Source organism: Streptomyces sp. H51 (assembly GCF_035656535.1).
Classification (GTDB): Bacteria; Actinomycetota; Actinomycetes; order Streptomycetales; family Streptomycetaceae; genus Streptomyces.
The window spans coordinates 1-15,644 of sequence record NZ_JAYMHD010000027.1 but is presented as its reverse complement, the minus strand read 5'-3'; the positions used below and the strand labels follow the sequence as shown (position 1 = coordinate 15,644).

At 71.0% G+C, this 15,644-nt stretch carries 13 protein-coding genes; 5 read left to right on the top strand and 8 right to left on the bottom strand.

Annotation, left to right across the window (positions count from 1 at the left end; translation table 11 throughout):
- Positions 1 to 211 precede the first annotated feature (211 nt).
- Positions 212 to 2,152, bottom strand: a complete 1,941-nt coding sequence (locus VKA29_RS08115) for a S53 family peptidase (protein ID WP_324784551.1) — start codon at positions 2,150 to 2,152, stop codon at positions 212 to 214.
- A 310-nt stretch (positions 2,153 to 2,462) separates the two neighbouring features.
- A complete protein-coding gene (locus tag VKA29_RS08110; protein WP_324784550.1) occupies positions 2,463 to 4,013 on the bottom strand; it encodes an MFS transporter in 1,551 nt (516 codons plus the stop codon).
- Positions 4,014 to 4,107: 94 nt separating this feature from the next.
- On the opposite strand from VKA29_RS08110, the gene VKA29_RS08105 reads away from it, so the two are divergent.
- Positions 4,108 to 4,821 (top strand): TetR/AcrR family transcriptional regulator, encoded by a 714-nt coding sequence (locus VKA29_RS08105; protein WP_324784549.1) that lies wholly within the window; start codon positions 4,108 to 4,110, stop codon positions 4,819 to 4,821.
- A 322-nt stretch (positions 4,822 to 5,143) separates the two neighbouring features.
- Positions 5,144 to 5,839 carry a CatB-related O-acetyltransferase gene (locus VKA29_RS08100; protein ID WP_324784548.1) on the top strand — a complete coding sequence of 232 codons (696 nt, stop codon included), beginning with the start codon at positions 5,144 to 5,146 and terminating at the stop codon, positions 5,837 to 5,839.
- Between the two features lie 183 nt (positions 5,840 to 6,022).
- Here VKA29_RS08100 and VKA29_RS08095 read toward each other — a convergent pair whose 3' ends face one another.
- Positions 6,023 to 6,703 (bottom strand): DUF305 domain-containing protein, encoded by a 681-nt coding sequence (locus VKA29_RS08095; protein ID WP_324784547.1) that lies wholly within the window; start codon positions 6,701 to 6,703, stop codon positions 6,023 to 6,025.
- Complete coding sequence (locus tag VKA29_RS08090) at positions 6,700 to 7,374, bottom strand: DUF3105 domain-containing protein (protein ID WP_324784545.1); 675 nt, start codon at positions 7,372 to 7,374, stop codon at positions 6,700 to 6,702. Before VKA29_RS08090 ends, VKA29_RS08095 begins: the two co-directional genes overlap by 4 nt.
- 162 nt (positions 7,375 to 7,536) lie before the next feature.
- Between VKA29_RS08090 and VKA29_RS08085 the strand changes: the two genes are divergently transcribed.
- Positions 7,537 to 7,977 carry an Rrf2 family transcriptional regulator gene (locus VKA29_RS08085; RefSeq protein ID WP_324784543.1) on the top strand — a complete coding sequence of 147 codons (441 nt, stop codon included), beginning with the start codon at positions 7,537 to 7,539 and terminating at the stop codon, positions 7,975 to 7,977.
- Between the two features lie 17 nt (positions 7,978 to 7,994).
- On the opposite strand, the gene VKA29_RS08080 is transcribed toward VKA29_RS08085, so the two are convergent.
- A complete protein-coding gene (locus tag VKA29_RS08080; protein WP_324784542.1) occupies positions 7,995 to 9,191 on the bottom strand; it encodes a globin domain-containing protein in 1,197 nt (398 codons plus the stop codon).
- 312 nt (positions 9,192 to 9,503) lie between these two features.
- On the opposite strand from VKA29_RS08080, the gene glnA reads away from it, so the two are divergent.
- Positions 9,504 to 10,865 carry a type I glutamate--ammonia ligase gene (gene glnA / locus VKA29_RS08075; RefSeq protein ID WP_324784541.1) on the top strand — a complete coding sequence of 454 codons (1,362 nt, stop codon included), beginning with the start codon at positions 9,504 to 9,506 and terminating at the stop codon, positions 10,863 to 10,865.
- Between the two features lie 378 nt (positions 10,866 to 11,243).
- Positions 11,244 to 12,146 (top strand): hypothetical protein, encoded by a 903-nt coding sequence (locus VKA29_RS08070; RefSeq protein WP_324784539.1) that lies wholly within the window; start codon positions 11,244 to 11,246, stop codon positions 12,144 to 12,146.
- A gap of 13 nt (positions 12,147 to 12,159) precedes the next feature.
- Here VKA29_RS08070 and VKA29_RS08065 read toward each other — a convergent pair whose 3' ends face one another.
- Genes VKA29_RS08065 through VKA29_RS08055 form a run of 3 tightly spaced genes read right to left on the bottom strand, consistent with a single transcriptional unit; the run spans position 12,160 to position 15,306 of the window.
- Complete coding sequence (locus VKA29_RS08065) at positions 12,160 to 13,176, bottom strand: TolB-like translocation protein (RefSeq protein WP_324784538.1); 1,017 nt, start codon at positions 13,174 to 13,176, stop codon at positions 12,160 to 12,162.
- Positions 13,173 to 14,423, bottom strand: coding sequence for an MFS transporter (locus VKA29_RS08060; RefSeq protein WP_324784537.1), 1,251 nt, complete (start codon positions 14,421 to 14,423; stop codon positions 13,173 to 13,175). Before VKA29_RS08060 ends, VKA29_RS08065 begins: the two co-directional genes overlap by 4 nt.
- A 1-nt stretch (position 14,424) precedes the next feature.
- On the bottom strand, positions 14,425 to 15,306 hold the full coding sequence (locus VKA29_RS08055; RefSeq protein WP_324784536.1) for an alkaline phosphatase family protein: 882 nt from the start codon (positions 15,304 to 15,306) through the stop codon (positions 14,425 to 14,427).
- Positions 15,307 to 15,644: the final 338 nt, after the last annotated feature.

Here is a 15,644-nt window from a genome sequence, read left to right as displayed (position 1 = left end):
CGGCCCCGGCACAACGCAAGGCCCGCCGCGGGCCGGGACCGGGACCGGGGCGGAGCAATCGGGACATGACGCCCGAAGGCCGCCCCACTTCCGGCGGTTTCCAGCGCTCGTACGAACCGGTCGTGAACACACCCCCGGCGCACGCGCGCCCGCCCCCGGCGAGAGTCCAGACTCTCGCCGGGGGCGGGCGCGGGAACCGCGGGGCCGGGCCTCAGCGGCGTCGGTAGGACTCGACGTAGCCGTTCGCGGGGGTGCCCACGCCGGTGACGTCGTCGTAGCCCTTCACCGCGGACAGCGAGCTGTCCTTGCCGAGGCTGCGGACCGAGGTGATCAGGCCGTCCGCCGCGTCGTAGCCGTTGGCGAAGTCGACGCGGGCCACCGCCAGGCCGGAGCCGGTCGGGTCGTCGGTCACGTCGTGGTACGCCTTCGACCCGTACTTCGCGTAGATCGCCGGGTTGGCGAAGCCGATCGCCTTGCCGCCGCGGGCCTCCTGGGCGAGCGCCTGGACGGCCGCGATGACCGGAGCGGCGAGCGAGGTGCCGCCGATGCGGTACTCGCTGTACTTCTCGGTCCCGTCCGGGAAGGTCTGCGTCTGGCCGACCTTGAAACCGGTGTTCGGGTCGCCGACCGCCGCGATGTCCGGGACGACGCGGTTGCCGTCGGCGCTGTTGGCCGTGGCGAGCGCGTCCGGCACGACGCCCTTCTGGTAGTAGGGCTCGGCGACCGTCCTGCTGGTGCCGCCGCCCGCACCCGAGGTGAACGCGCCGGGGAAGTTCACCCAGCTCGTGCCGTCGGCCGACAGCACGGCCTTCTGGGTGCCCCAGCCGGTCTCCCACAGGTACTTGTCGTCCTTGCCGACGGCCAGCGAGGTGCCGCCGACCGCCGTCACCCACGCCGAGTTGGCCGGGGTGTCGACCTGCTTCACACCGGTGTTGTCGACCTCGTCGCCGTTGTCGCCGGAGGAGAAGTAGAAGCCGATGCCCTCGACCGCGCCGAACTGGAAGACCTGGTCGTAGGCCGCGGCGAGGTCCGGCGTCTGGTTGGCCTCGATGTCGCCCCAGGAATTGGAGACGATGTCGGCCAGGTGGTTGTCGACGATCTTGCCGAGCGAGTCGAGCAGGTCGTCGTCGTAGCAGGACGCGGCGCCCACGTACGTGATCTGCGCGCCCGGCGCGACCGCGTGCACGGCCTCGACGTCGAGGGTCTCCTCGCCGTACCAGCCGGCCGCCCCGCACTCCTTGGTCTTGGTGTACTTGCTGGGCAGCACCTGCTTCAACTGGCCGGTGGTGTAGGCCGCGTCGCCGTGCTTGGCCGCGTAGGTGGCCGCGTCGTAGGCGATGGTCGGCGAGGCGTAGGCGTCGGTGATGGCGACGCGCACGCCCTTGCCCGTGCGGCTGCCCGCGCCGTATGCCGCGCGCAGCTGCTTGCCGGTGTAGCCCTTGACGGCGTACGGGATCTTCTGGCCGTACGCGTCCGGCAGACCGGTGGCGACGTTCGAGCCGTAGTACGACGAGAACGGCCCCGAGTTCTTGAACACCGCGTCGGGCGGGGGCAGCTGGTCGTCGTGGGTGACCTTGTGCGGGGCGTTGTCCAGTCCGGTGACCGTCAGGACGGCGCCCTTCAGGCTCTCGGGCACCGAGGCCGTCTTCGCGGGCGCGCGGTAGGTCTTGGCGCCCTTGGCGTAGTCGTGCAGCTGGGTGCCGAAGGCCTTCTCGACGGCGGCGACGTCGCCGGTGACGGTGACGTAGTGCCGCGTGACGCCGGTGACCTTCAGACCCGCGGACCTCAGCCACGACTTGACCGCGGCCACCTGGGCCTTGGTCGCGCCGAAGCGGGCCTGCGCCTTACGGGCGCTCAGGTAGTGGCCGTAGGCGGCAGAGTTCGGGTCGGAGACGGCCTTCGCGTAGGCGGCGAGGCCGGAGGCGTCCCGCCCCGCCAGGTAGACCCGGGCGGTGACCCGGGCGCCGTCGGAGGTGGCGCCCTGGTCCGCCTTGGCCGTGGCCCACGCGGGCTTGGTGCCCGTGAGGGCGTCCCGGCCCGGGTGGTCCGCGGCGTGCGCCGCGGGTATGCCGAGCGCCAGCGCGCCGGCGAGCATCGGCAGTGTCGCTGCCAGGCTCACTCCGGCGCGCATCTTGGCGCGGTTTGATCTCATAGAACCCCCTGCGATGCGGTTCTTCGCACGTGTGGTCGGTCGCCGTGTGATCCGCGTAGAACCGGGCCGCGGCGGAGGCGCGGAAATGGATCAAACGGTAGGGGTCACTCTTTCGACGAACCGTTCATGCCAGGGGAATGCGCAGACCAAGAAGAGCCCAAGAGACGTGATTAATGGGTGATTTGGCGGGCATTGTCCAGTGAACCGCCTGGCGCGGGCGGCCGTTCACCCCGTCCGCACCCCGTCCGCATCCCGAAGCCCCCGCCTGTCCTCTCCTCTCCTCTTCTCTCCTCTCCTCCCGTAACTCTCCTCACCGGTAGGCCGGTTCGTCCTGCTGTGCCGGTTCGCCGACAGGTGCGGTGGCCCGGCTCGATGCCGGGCGGAGGAGGACGGCCACGAGCACGGCCGCGACGGCCATGGCCGCGCCGCCGCAGCGCAGTGCCAGATGGAGCCCTTCGACGAAGGCGGTGTCCACGGCGTCCTGGACGGGCGCGGGCAGGGTCCGGGTGCCGTCTGCCCCCGTGCCGACGACCGAGGTCGCGATGGTGTGCCGGGTCGCGGGCGGAACGCCGAGCCGATCGAGCGATCCGCTCAAGGTGGCGGCCAGGCGGCTGCTGAGGACGGCTCCCAGGGCGGCGACGCCGACGACACCGCCGATCTCGCGCAGCATGTTGAGCGTCGCGGAGGCCATGCCCGCCTGGGCGAGCGGGACGCGCTTCATGACCACGACGGACACCGGCGTGAAGCTCATCCCCATGCCGATTCCCATGGCGAGCAGCACCCACAGGTACTCCGGATAGCGGGCGTGCTCGCCGTGGAACGAGAGGCCGGCGAGCGCCGTCGCGCACAACGCCAGCCCGGTCACCAGCGGAATCCGGGGGCCCAGGCGCGCGGTGAAGGCGGCGGACAGCGGCGCGGCGACGGCGATCATCGCGGTCATGGGCAGACCGGCCAGGCCAGCGCCCGACGGCGTCCAGCCCATCACGTCCTGCATGAGCAACGGCAGGAAGAACGACGCGCCGAACATGCCGAAGCTGATCATGAATCCGCTCACCGCGGCTCCGCTGAGCACCGGGTCCCGGAAGAAGCGCAGGTCCAGCATGGGCTCGGCGGTGCGGAGTTCGACCGCGACGAAGGCCGACAGGGCCGCCGCCGCCACCGCCGCGAAGGTCAGGACGCGCGGGTCGGTCCAGCCGCGGGCCGGTCCTTCGACGAGGGCGTAAACCAGGGCCCCGAAGCCGAGCACCGAGAGCATCTGGCCCGGAAGGTCCACTCGCCTGGCCCGGCCCGCGAACTCCGGGAGCACCCGGGCGGCGAGCAGCAGCCCGGCCGCTCCGATCGGGACGTTGATCCAGAACACGCCGGCCCATCCGAACGCGTCCACCACCGGCCCGCCCAGGACCGGACCGATCGTCAGGCCCAGGGCGGACACGCCGGACCAGAGCCCGACGGCGCGGGCGCGCTCCCTCTCGTCGGTGAAGACGTGCCGCAGGATCGACAGGCTGCCCGGCGTGAGCAGCGCCGCGCCGAGCCCTTGCAGCATCCGCGCGGCGATCAGCGGGCCGATCGACCCGGACAGTGCCGCCGCCGCCGATCCCGCCGTGAACAGCGCCAGTCCGGTGAGGAAGATCCGCTTGCGGCCGTACCGGTCGCCGAGGGTGCCGCCGGTGAGCAGCAGGGCGGCGTAGACCAGGCTGTACCCCTCGACCACCCACTGCAGTCCGCTCACACCCGCGTGCAACTGCTGCCCGATGCGGGGCAGGGCGACGTTGACGATGACGTTGTCGAGCATCGCCATGAACATCGTGGCGCACAGGACGGCCAGCACGAGCCCTTTGCGCCGGGAGGTCAACTCCTCCATCACATTCCCTAACACTGTTAGTCGGTATCCAGGGCCGACAGCCTGCCCCTAACGGTGTTAGATTGCAAGCCGGCTTTTTCGACGGAGGTGGCCGGTGGCACGAGACAGCGCTGCGGCCGAGGGTGCCGCACAGCCGGGACTGACCCGCCGGACGCTCCTCGCGGCGGCCCTGCGCGTGCTGGAACGTGAAGGCGTCAACGGCCTGTCGATGCGCAAGGTCGCCGCCGAACTGGGAGTGAAGGCGGCCTCCCTGTACTGGCACGTCCGCAACAAGGAACAACTGCTGGACCTGCTCGCCGACGAGCTCATGGCCGACGCCGAGCCGCCGCCCAGGCAGGGCGACTGGCGCGAGCAGCTCCGCGAGTACTCGCTGCGCTACCGACGGCACCTGCTCGGCAAACGCGACTCCGCCAAGGTCGTCGCGGGGCGGCTCGCACTGGGCCCGAACCTGCTGCGTCTCATGGAGGACCAGTTGGACCGGCTGCGCGAGGCCGGATTCGCCGACGCCGACGCCGCCCTGGCCAACTACCTCCTCGGCGCCTTCGTCCAGGGCTTCGTGCTCCAGGAGCAGTCACCCATCTCGGCGTCCGAGACCGAGGGAGCCAGCCGTTCCGAAGTCGCCCGGGCGGCGGCCGACCGACTGCGCGGACTGCCCGAAGCGACGTTCCCGAACCTCGTCGCCCTGGCCGGCGACCTCACCACCCCGTCCATGGACGACCGCTTCGCCTTCGGCCTCGAACGCCTCCTCGACGGGCTGGCGGTTCTGCGCGCCGGCAACCACGCGCACCCAACGGCTGAACGGCCATGAGGGCCGCGTCGCTCCGTCGGCGGCGACGATGCCGGTGGTGAGCGACACCTCGGGGCCCCGGGAGAGGACCATGACGCTCACGGCCGCCAAGACGTCCGCCGCTTCGCCGAAGCCGCGCTCGGGCGCCGTCCGCTGACGGGGGCTCGGCGAAGGCGCCGGCGGCTGCGGCGAGGGCGGCGGTTCTGGCCGCACGGCCGGGAAGCCGCGGATCGGGTGTCATGCGGAGGAGCACCAGCCGGCCGTACAGGCACGTGCGCGGACCGCCGCCAGGGCCTGAGGTCCCGGCAGATCCACAGACATCACCGCAGAAAGGCAGCAGTTCATGACACCGCCGATCCCCGCCGACCCGACCGTGGTCCACCCGATGCCCGGGCAGCCGCGGCTGGCACTGCTGAAGCCGCTGATCACCTCGCCGCTGATCGAGGTCGGAGAGTTCTCCTACTACGACGATCCCGATGATCCGACCGCCTTCGAGACGCGCAACGTGCTGTACCACTACGGGCCGGAGAAGCTCGTCATCGGGAAGTACTGCGCGCTGGGCGAGGGCGTGCGCTTCATCATGAACGGCGCCAACCACCGCATGGACGGCCCGTCGACGTTCCCCTTCCCGATCATGGGCGGGTCCTGGGCCGAGCACTTCGACCTCGTCACCGGCCTGCCCGGACGGGGGGATACCGTGGTGGGCCATGACGTCTGGCTCGGTCACCGGGCCACGGTGATGCCCGGCGTCCGCATCGGCCACGGAGCGGTCATCGCCTCCTGCTCCGTCGTCGTCGACGACGTCCCCGACTACGGCATCGTCGGCGGTAATCCCGCCCGCCTCATCCGCCGCCGCTACAGCGATGCCGACATCGACCGCCTCCTGGCCCTGGCATGGTGGGACTGGCCGCTCGGGCACATCACCGAACACATCCGCACGATCATGTCCGGCAGCATCGACGACCTGGAGAACGCGGCGGCCGGGCAGGCGGGAGAGGAGCGTCAGGACCCGCCGTCCGGCAGCACGTCGGCGCGCTGAACGGTTCCGGCACGCGACGACCGGGTCCGCCGCGCCCGGCCTGCGACCGGTGGAGACCTCCGCCCGTCGCGGGCTCCCGTCGCCGACGACTCCGCAGCCCCGCCCCGGGAGACGCCACGCGGGATGCAGCCGAGGGGCCTTCTCGCGGGTCGGACCCAGCCCCCGGGGGTGCCGCCGACACCCCTACGGCCTGGGCTTCGCGCCCCGCTCCTCGAGCATGTCCGCCATGAGGGCGATCTCCGACTGCTGCGCCTCGACCATGCCCTGGGCCAGCCGCTTCTCCACGCCGACCGTGCACTTGGCCGCGCAGCCCTCCGCCATGTGGACGCCGCCCTTGTGGTGGTCCGTCATCAACCGCAGGTAGTAGACCTCCGCCTGCCTGCCGCTGAGCGTGCCGAGCTTCTTCATCTCGGTGTCGGTCGCCATGCCCGGCATCAGCGCACCGTCCTCACCGGAGCCGGAGCCGGAGCCGGAGCCGGAGCCGGAGCCGGAGCCGGAGCCGGAGCCGGAGCCGGAGGTCATGTCACCCATGCCCATCCAGGTCATCGGCGCGTCGGCCGACACCTTCGGCAGCCCCCACAGGTCCAGCCAGCCCAGCAGCATGCCGCGCTGGTTGGCCTGCGTCTGCGCGATGTCGTAGGCGAGCCGCCGCACCTCCGTGTCCTCGGTGCGGTCGCGCACGATGTACGACATCTCCACGGCCTGCTGGTGATGGACCGCCATGTCCCGCGCGAAACCGGCGTCCGCGGAGTCGGCGGCCGGCACCTTGCCGCCGCCGTCGTCCTCCGCGACCGCGTACGTGATCGCACCGGCCGCGACGAGCGCCGCCGCGGCGGCCCCCGCGATCCAGCCGACGTGCCTCACTTCATCCTCCCGCCGGTGCACGAGGCACCCGGCTCCGGCGTCTGCTTGCCCTGCACGTAGGTGGCGAAGAACTTGTCCACCGCCGGGTCGTCGGCGCTCTTGACGGTGAGCTGGTGACCCCACGCCGACAGCATCAGCGGCGCCGCCTGCTTCGCGTACGGACTCATCAGGGTGTAGGGCGTCTTCTTCACCTTCGCCGCGAGCGCGGCGACATCGCTCTTGGCCGCCTTGTCGGTGTACGTCACCCACACCGCGCCGTGCTCCAGCGAGTGCACGGCGTTCACGTCCTGCACCGGCTCGGTGTAGACGTCGCCGTTGCAGTTGAGCCACACCGGGTTGTGGTTGCCGCCCACCGGGGGGTGCATGGGGTAGGTCACCGACGTGCCGACGTGCGTCCGGGCGAGCTTGCCCGACCAGGTGCGCACGCCGCCCTCGCCGGTCACGAAACGACCGGAGTCGCCCGAACCCTTCGCGTCGGACGACGCCCCGCCGGAGTCGTCCGACTGCGCACGGACGACGAAGACCCCGCCGACGACGAGACCGGCCACGGCCACCGCACTGGCCGCGACGACGAGCATCCGGTTTCGCCGCTCGCGAGCCCGTTCCGCGCGCCGCATCTCCTCTATGCGTGCCTTGCGTGCCGCGCTGGTGGCCTTGTTGGCGGAGCCCATGAGGTGTGTCCTTCTGGGAAAAGGGGACCGGTCCGGTCCGCTGATCGTAATGGGCACACCGGGCGGCGGGCAGACGGCGCCGGGGAAAGTCCGGATCGGTACGGGGCCGAGCGGATCCCCGGAAAATTTGTATCGCCGATGCGTATTACCTACCCTGCTGCCATGCGGCTGTTGCGATCCACCGACCTGGCCCTGCGTGTGCTCATGCAGCTGGCCGTGGCGGATGCCACCGCGATCCCCACCACCCGGGACGTCGCGTCCACGGTGTCGGCTCCTTACACGCACGTCGCGAAGGTCGTGGCCGAATTGCAGCGCATGGGCCTGGTCCACGCCCGCCGCGGCCGGGGCGGCGGGCTCGCGCTCACCGAGAAGGGCCGCACGGCGTCCGTGGGGGGTGTGATGCGCACCTTCGAGGGCGTCACCGAGGTCGTCGAGTGCGAAGGCGCCACGCCCTGCCCGCTGAGCTCCGACTGCCGGCTGCGCGGCGCGCTGCGGCGGGCCCAGGAGGCGTTCTTCGCCTCACTGGACCCGCTCACCGTCGCCGACATGGTCGCCGCCCCCGCCGGCCCGATGCTGCTGCAGATCGGCAGGGCGGCTCCCTGAACCGGCGGATGTCCCCTTTACGCCTGGCCCTCCTGCGCCAGCCACAGGTCCGGCCCGAACACCTCGTAGTGGATGTCGGCCGGTGCCACGCCCTTCTCGATCAGCTGGGCGCGCACCGTGCGCATGAAGGGCAGCGGGCCGCACAGGTACGCGCGGGTGCCGGCCGGCACGTCCACGCCCGCGAGGTCGACCAGGCCGGTGCGGCCGGACTCGCCGGCGTCCGCCTCGTACCAGAAGTGGACCGACCCCTCCGGGAGCTTGCCCGCGTAGGCGAGGTGGTCGGCGCGCAGGGCGTGGGCGGCGGGGGAGCGGTCGCCGTGCACGACGGTGACCGGGGCGCGGTGGCCGGTCTCCGCGAGCTGGGCCAGCATCGCGACGATCGGGGTCACGCCGATGCCGGCGGACGCCAGCAGCAGGGGGGTGTCCGCGGCGCCGTCCAGCACGAGGTCGCCGTAGGGGGCGGACAGTTCCAGGACGCTGCCCGCGCGCGCGTGCGTGTGGAGGTGGTGGGAGACCTCGCCGTCGGGCGCCGAGCCGTCCCCGTTCACCCGCTTGACGGTGATCTGCCGCTCCGCCGAGCCGGGCGCCCCGGTGAGGCTGTACTGGCGTATCTGGCGGGCGCCGTCCGGCAGCTCGACGCGTACCGAGACGTACTGGCCCGCCCGGAAGCCGGGCACCGGACCGCCGTCCACCGGGCGCAGCCGGAAGGTAACGACGTCGTCGGTCTCGGTCGCGCGCTCGACGACCTCCCACTGCCGCCAGCCGGGGTCGCCGGCCTCCTCGTACAGCCGCTTCTCGATCGCGACCAGCGCGTTCGCCATCAGCCAGTAGACCTCGTCCCAGGCGGCGGCCACCTCGGGCGTGACGGCCTCGCCGAGCACGCCGGCGATGGCGGCGAACAGGTGCTCGTGGACGATCGCGTACTGGTCCGGCGTGACGCCGAGCGAGGCGTGCTTGTGGGCGATGCGGGACAGCATCACGTCCGGGCGGCGGTCCGGGTGGTCCAGCAGGTGCGTCGCGAAGGCGGCGATCGAACCGGCCAGCGCCTGGCGCTGGGTGCCGGCCGCCTGGTTGCCGCGGTTGAAGAGGTCGCGCAGCAGTTCGGGCCGGGCGGCGAACATGCCGGCGTAGAAGCGCTCGGTGATCTCGCCGAGGTGCGCGCCCACGGCGGGGAGGGTGGCGCGGACGGTGGCGGCGGACTGTTCGGACAGCATGGTGGCTCCTCGGGTCTCAACTGATCGATCACGCTAGTAAAACTTGCATTTGAGATGCAAATTAAGGGCACGTGGCGTCGCTCACGCACGCGCAGGTCCGGCCATTACGGATGTCGGCGCGAACAGGCAAGATGGGCGTTGGGCATCGCAGCCGTACACCTGCCGTGCGCGAGGCGTTCAGGCCGGGGTCGGACGGCCGATCATGGGCGGCAACGCGCATGAAATGCTGTTGTGGTGGGATGCTCAGGTGCCCGACCGCCTCCCGTGGCGGGGAGACGATCGGCCTGACCAGCAAGGATGGGGAAGCGGAAGATGGACAAGCAGCAGGAGTTCGTGCTCCGGACGTTGGAGGAGCGCGACATCCGGTTCGTACGCCTGTGGTTCACTGACGTGCTGGGCTTCCTGAAGTCCGTGGCCGTGGCCCCCGCCGAGCTGGAGCAGGCCTTCGACGAGGGCATCGGCTTCGACGGCTCCGCGATCGAGGGCTTCGCCCGGGTCTACGAGTCCGACATGATCGCCAAGCCGGACCCGTCGACCTTCCAGATCCTGCCCTGGCGCGCCGAGGCCCCCGGCACCGCCCGTATGTTCTGCGACATCCTGATGCCGGACGGCTCGCCGTCCTTCGCGGACCCGCGCTACGTCCTCAAGCGCGCCCTGGCCCGCACCTCCGACCTGGGCTTCACCTTCTACACCCACCCGGAGATCGAGTTCTTCCTGCTGAAGGACAAGCCGGTGGACGGCTCCCGCCCGACCCCGGCCGACAACTCCGGCTACTTCGACCACACCCCGCAGAACATCGGCATGGACTTCCGCCGCCAGGCGATCACCATGCTGGAGTCGATGGGCATCTCGGTGGAGTTCTCCCACCACGAGGGCGCCCCCGGCCAGCAGGAGATCGACCTGCGCTACGCCGACGCGCTCTCCACGGCGGACAACCTCATGACCTTCCGCCTGGTGATGAAGCAGGTGGCGCTGGAGCAGGGCGTGCAGGCGACGTTCATGCCGAAGCCGTTCTCTGAGCACCCCGGCTCCGGCATGCACACGCACCTCTCCCTCTTCGAGGGCGACCGCAACGCCTTCTACGAGTCGGGCGCCGAGTACCAGCTCTCCAAGGTCGGCCGCTCCTTCATCGCGGGCCTGCTGCGGCACGCGGCGGAGACCTCCGCGGTCACCAACCAGTGGGTGAACTCCTACAAGCGCATCTGGGGCGGCTCGGAACGCACCGCCGGCGCCGGCGGAGAGGCCCCCTCCTACATCTGCTGGGGCCACAACAACCGCTCCGCCCTGGTCCGCGTGCCGATGTACAAGCCCGGCAAGACCGGCTCCGCGCGTGTCGAGGTCCGCTCCCTGGACTCCGGCGCCAACCCCTACCTGGCGTACGCCGTCCTGCTCGCCGCAGGCCTGAAGGGCATCGAGGAGGGCTACGAGCTCCCGCCGGGCGCCGAGGACGACGTCTGGGCCCTCTCCGACGCCGAACGCCGCGCGATGGGCATCGAGCCCCTCCCGCAGAACCTCGGCGAGGCCCTCTCCCTGATGGAGCGCAGCGACCTGGTCGCCGAGACCCTGGGCGAGCACGTCTTCGACTTCTTCCTCCGCAACAAGCGCCAGGAATGGGAGGCGTACCGCTCGGAGGTCACGGCCTTCGAACTGAAGAACCTGCTGCCGGTGCTGTAGCCAAGGACGGAGCGGATTTCCGTACGACTCAGTGGGTGGGGTCAACGGTCGTGAACCGTTGACCCCACCTCTGCGTCTCCCACCGTCTGCGCTTGCTCGCCCATCGCAACTGCTGCAACATGGCCGGGAAGGTCACGCCATCGGAATTGCGGCAGTCATCGCTTTTGGCGGGTATCGATGTGGCGCTTCGACCGTATGGGCAAGTCCCGAAGCAGGAGAGAGCGATCGACCGGGAAGGCTGCGCAACGCCGGTGTCGGTTGCTGCGGCACCCGCTTGCCCTCGCGGGTACCGTGGTCGTCAGCGCCTGTACGGCGACTCATCGGGAAGTCCGACCCGACGGAGATCTCACGGTGCGTACGGGCACCACAGCGGTCGGCGTGGCACTCGTAGTCGTACTTGTGGCTGTCATCGGTGTCATCCTCGTTGCCGCCCTGTCCGCGACCGTGGCTGCCGCGCTCGAGGAAATCGCGGATGCCGTGCGGGAGAAGAGATTGCTCGCGGGGGCCGGATGGATTTGCCTTTCTTCGCTCATCGTCGCGGTGCTGGGGGTCATGGGCTGGGCGGTTGCCGCGAACACGCTTTTCAGACATCAGACCACCGTCGTCACCGCGAGTGGTGTCCGAGGTGAACTGAAGGTCACGCGCGAACGGCCGGTGGGCAGTGACGCGGAGGAGACCTGGAAGTACTCGAGCATCGCCGAAGTCCAATTTGACTACCACCCCGGGAGTCAAACCGCCGAGGGCAGCATGCCACCGCAAGGTGTCGTGTACATCCATGGAATCGACGGCTCGCGGTCCAAGGTCTTCGACGGGAAGGCGTGCCCGGCGCGAGACCTGGCGAGCACCGTCGCGTCGGCGTCCCGGGCGCGACTGAAGGTGAATGCGGGATACCGGGACATATCGAGCCCGATGTCTTTCCTGACGCAGATCAGATGCGGCATCGATCGCCCGTTTCGTCCGACCGCTTGGAGCCGGTACCCGTCAGAGGCCGGACGGGTGCTTGACATACCTTTCTTGTGGCGATGGCCATGGGCGATACCCATAGTCATGGGTCAGATCGCAGCGCTCGTGGTCGCTGTGATCACGATCGGACGATGGCGTGAGCGGAAATGCTCTCGGCTCACGATGATCTCGGTGTGCGTTTTCGCCGCCTTGCTGATCGTGGGCGTGAACATACTCGCGGCCAGAAGTTATGGCAGTTGGCCCGGAGTCCTTGCGCTGCTTGCCCTGATGTCGAACTGGATACTGAAGCGACGCCTGTCCGCCGGCGAGCGTTCGTGAGGTCCACGCTTCGCTACGGGTAGGCCGGGGAAACCGCCGCCGTGCTGATGCGCCGGGGCTTTCCCGTGCCGTCCGCCGGGACCTCGTACAGGTCGGCTCCGTAGTCGCCCGGCAGGGCGTAGACCAGGGTGTCCGTGTTGTGCCAGAGGGCCTGGTCGTCGACGCTGCGGGGCTCCGCCAGCGGCGTTTCGCGCATCGTGCGCAGGTCGAGGACGTACAGGCGCCACGGTGCGTCCTCGGGCAGGCCCGGGACCCGCTTCTTGAACGCGACGCGGGTGCCGTCGGGGGAGAGGGACGGGCATTCGACGTTCGCGCGCAGGGAGGTGACCGTGCGGGTGCGCAGGTCGCCGCGGACCAGGTAGGTGCGCCCCTTCGTCGCCAGCGTCGCGTAGAACGTGCGGTCGTCCGCGGCGAAGGTCACGCCCCAGAAGTTCACGTCGGACGAGCGGTAGCGGTGCCCGTCCTTCACGATCCGGAACGCCTCCAGCGACGGGATCAGCTTCCCCGTGCGCACGTCCACGATCGCCGCCCGCGTCGAGAAGTCCGTCCCCGCGTACGAGTCGCCGCCGACGAACGCGGTCCACGTGGCCAGGTGGCCGGTCGGGGAGACCCGGGCGCGGGAGGGGATGCCGGGGACGTCGTAACGGGCCCTCACCCGCAGGCGCGCGTCCAGGACGAGCGCCCGGTAGGTGTCGGAGACCGCGCCGTGCACCGCTTGCAGGCACACGCCCGTGCCCGCGGCGGCGTGCAGGCGCAGGCACTTCACGCCCGAGGCGACCCGGGGCCCGGACGGATCCGAGGCCGCCACCGTGGTCAGCTCGTCGCGGTGCGGACCCCAGGCCATGTTGCGGAACACCAGCCGGCCCGGCGCGGTCAGGACGACCCGCCCGGAGGCCACCCGTGGCCCGCCCGGCCGTGCCTGGTCCCGGCGCTCCGCCCGCGCCGACGCGTGCAGCACGGACGCCACCGCGACCGCCGCCAGCACCACCACGGCCGACAGCAGGACGACGACTCGGTGACGAACGGTCATGAAGCAGAGCCCTTCCTCAGCACGAGCGCGGACACCGCCGCGCACCCCGCCAGCGCCGCCGTCGACGCCAGCAGCGCCGTACGGTCGCCCCACAGCGTCCAGGCCGCGCCGAAGCCCAGCGAGCACGCGAACCGGGCGAGCGCCTGCCCGGTCTGCACCACCGCCAGCCCCGACGAGCGCAACTCCTCCGGAACCCCGTCCGACGCCGCCGCCATCAGCACGCCGTCGGTCGCGGCGTAGAAACCGCCGAGCAGTGCCAGGACGGCGTACGGCATCGCGGCGCCGTGCCACGACGTGAGCAGCAGCCCGTACGCCAGCAGCAGCGCCCCGTGGCCGCCCAGGAACACCCGCCACCTCCCCACCCGGTCCGCCAGCCGGCCCAGCACCACCGCGAGCAGCAGGAACGCGGCGGCCGTCCCCAGCGGCAGCAGCGCGAACCACCGGTCGGCGACCCCCGTACGGCGCTGCAACAGCAGATAGACGAACGAGTCGCTGACCGTCGCCAGCCCCAGCAGCACCGCGCACACCGTGAGCCGCCGCAGTTCGCGCCGCCGCAGCAGCGCCACCGCCGCCCGTAGCGTGGGCCGCTCGGACACCGCCCCCGACCGCGACCCGCCCGGCACGAACAACACCAGCACCAGCACGCCCACCGCGGCGACGCAGAAGCTCACCGTGAAGACGGCGTCGTAGCCGTCCACCGTGGCCCGCAGGATCCAGAACGCCGCCAGCGGCCCCAGCAGCGCGCCCGCCGTGTCCATGGCCCGGTGCACGCCGAAGGCCCGCCCCCGCGCCTGCGGCGTGGACGACAACGAGATCAGGGCGTCGCGCGGGGCGGTGCGCAGCCCCTTGCCGGTGCGGTCGGCGGCCAGCACCAGCCCGATCGGCGTCAGCGAATGCGCCACCAGCAACAGCGGCTTGCACACGGCCGAGACCCCGTACCCGACCCCGGCCACCCACTTGTGCCGGCCCCCGCCCCGGTCGGCCAGGTGGCCCCCGGCCAGCCGGACCAGCGCCGAGAAGCCGTTGTAGACGCCGTCCAGCAGCCCGAAGCCCAACGGCGACAGGCCCAGCCCGGCCACCAGGTACAGCGGCAGCACCGCCGTCACCATCTCCGACGACACGTCGGTGATCAGGCTGACCGTGCCGAGCGCGAGGACCGTGGGGGCGACCGCGACGCGCCGCCCGGCCGGGGGCCGGACGGCGCCGTCCGCGGACGCCGGCGTCGCGCGGCTGTCCGCTACGTACATGTCAGGGCGCCCAGATGCCCGTGATGTCCTGGGCGGAGGCCGCGTTGCCCGCATGGCTGCTCAGCCCCTGCGAGTCCTCCAGCGTCCGCAGCAGGTCGTAGTGGTTGTACGTCGTGGAGGTCGACGATCCCGCGGCCACCGGCTGCCCGTACAGCACCGTCGGGATGCGGTTGCCGCTGAGCCGGTTGTCCTCGTCGAAGGTGACGACCAGGAGGCTGTTGTGCGTCTTGGCCCAGGTGGCATAGGCGCCCAGGTTGTTCTTCAGCCAGGTGTCACCGGTCGACACCGAGCAGTCGTGCATGTCGCTGCACAGGTTCGGGATCACGTACGACACGTCGGGCAGCGTCGAGTAGTCGGTCGGGAACTGCGCCAGCGTCTTGGCACTCGACGTCGGCACGTTGCTGAAGCCGAACCACGGGTTGTGCTTCTGGGCGTACTTCCCGCTGCTGCACGTGGTCGAGCCCTGGCTCGGCAGCGACTCGTTGTAACTGGCCCAGGTACCGCCCGCGGCGATCACCTCGGAGGCCAGGTTGGCGGCCGACGAGAAGCCCGGCGTGACGCAGCTGTCGTCCGTCACGCCCTGGGTGGAGCCCGAGAACATCGCGTAGTAGTTGGGCTGGCTGGGGTGCGTCTCGGCGTACGCCTGGGTGAGATTGGCGCCGCCGGACTTCAGCGAGTTGATGTACGGGGCGCTGGAGGAGCCGATCACCTGGCTGTAGGCGTGGTTCTCGAAGACCACGACCACGACGTGGTCCGGGGCCGGCACGCCGGTCGCGGCGGACGACGACCCGCCGAGACCGGCCCACACACCGGCGGCCGCCGCGGTGAGGCCGAACGACGCGAGCGCGGCGCGGCTGCGTCGGAACAGGAAACTGCCGGACACATCTACCTCCCGGAGGGGGACAGGAATTGGCGGTGCCCAGAAAGCATGCACACGTCAAAAGCTGCCCACTCCACGCTCACCCACCCCACCGGATGAAGTCCACGTGAACTACTGAAGCGCCCCCCGAACCACCCCGCCACCCACACCGGTGAAGCACCAGCGCCCGCCGTCGGCGGGAGGCGCGTACGGGATCTCGCGCAACCCGAGGCCGCGCACGGCGGTGAAGCGCACACGGGCCGTCGCGGGACCCGCACCCGCGTACGGCGGGAAGGGGACGGGGCGGGGGTGTTCGCCCGCAGCGGTTGGCGCGTCAACCCCGGCACCTCCCGAACCCCCGA

Excerpts from the sequence above, each read along its gene's own strand:
- VKA29_RS08100 (WP_324784548.1), top strand. The coding sequence starts at position 5,144 with ATGACACCGCCGATCCCCGCCGACCCGACCGTGGTCCACCCGATGCCC.
- glnA (WP_324784541.1), top strand. The coding sequence starts at position 9,504 with ATGGACAAGCAGCAGGAGTTCGTGCTCCGGACGTTGGAGGAGCGCGAC.
- VKA29_RS08115 (WP_324784551.1), bottom strand. The coding sequence starts at position 2,152 with ATGAGATCAAACCGCGCCAAGATGCGCGCCGGAGTGAGCCTGGCAGCG.
- VKA29_RS08110 (WP_324784550.1), bottom strand. The coding sequence starts at position 4,013 with ATGGAGGAGTTGACCTCCCGGCGCAAAGGGCTCGTGCTGGCCGTCCTG.
- VKA29_RS08085 (WP_324784543.1), top strand. The coding sequence starts at position 7,537 with ATGCGGCTGTTGCGATCCACCGACCTGGCCCTGCGTGTGCTCATGCAG.
- VKA29_RS08065 (WP_324784538.1), bottom strand. The coding sequence starts at position 13,176 with ATGACCGTTCGTCACCGAGTCGTCGTCCTGCTGTCGGCCGTGGTGGTG.
- VKA29_RS08080 (WP_324784542.1), bottom strand. The coding sequence starts at position 9,191 with ATGCTGTCCGAACAGTCCGCCGCCACCGTCCGCGCCACCCTCCCCGCC.
- VKA29_RS08090 (WP_324784545.1), bottom strand. The coding sequence starts at position 7,374 with ATGGGCTCCGCCAACAAGGCCACCAGCGCGGCACGCAAGGCACGCATA.
- VKA29_RS08060 (WP_324784537.1), bottom strand. The coding sequence starts at position 14,423 with ATGTACGTAGCGGACAGCCGCGCGACGCCGGCGTCCGCGGACGGCGCC.